This is a genomic window from Sulfitobacter sp. HI0027, from assembly GCF_001634775.1.
In the GTDB taxonomy this organism is placed as follows: Bacteria; Pseudomonadota; Alphaproteobacteria; order Rhodobacterales; family Rhodobacteraceae; genus Sulfitobacter.
Genome location: NZ_LWER01000343.1, coordinates 1 through 268, shown reverse-complemented (window position 1 = coordinate 268; position 268 = coordinate 1). Strand labels below are relative to the sequence as shown.

Sequence of the window (268 nt, the reverse complement as noted above, 5' to 3'; positions counted from 1 at the left end):
ACGGTGTGCGCTATGAGGATGCCGCGCGGATCGAACGGCTTTCATATGCTGATGCGTCCATGCAGTTGAAGGATGGCCATCTGGATGTATTCACGGGAATTATTTCCGTACCATCCGGTGCCATCGCCGAGGCGGCCTTGGGCAATGGTGTCCGCATGATCCCGGTAGATGATGATACGATCGCCAAGCTGCAGGAGCAGAACGATGGCTACATCTCGGTCATCATTCCGGGCGGCACCTATAACGGTCAGGATACAGATGTTCAGGC

Annotated in this window: 1 protein-coding gene; it reads left to right on the top strand. The window is 55.6% G+C overall.

The features are described 5' to 3' along the window. The coding region (locus tag A3722_RS16620) for a TAXI family TRAP transporter solute-binding subunit (RefSeq protein ID WP_330220229.1) at nucleotides 1–268 on the top strand (268 nt) is incomplete at both ends.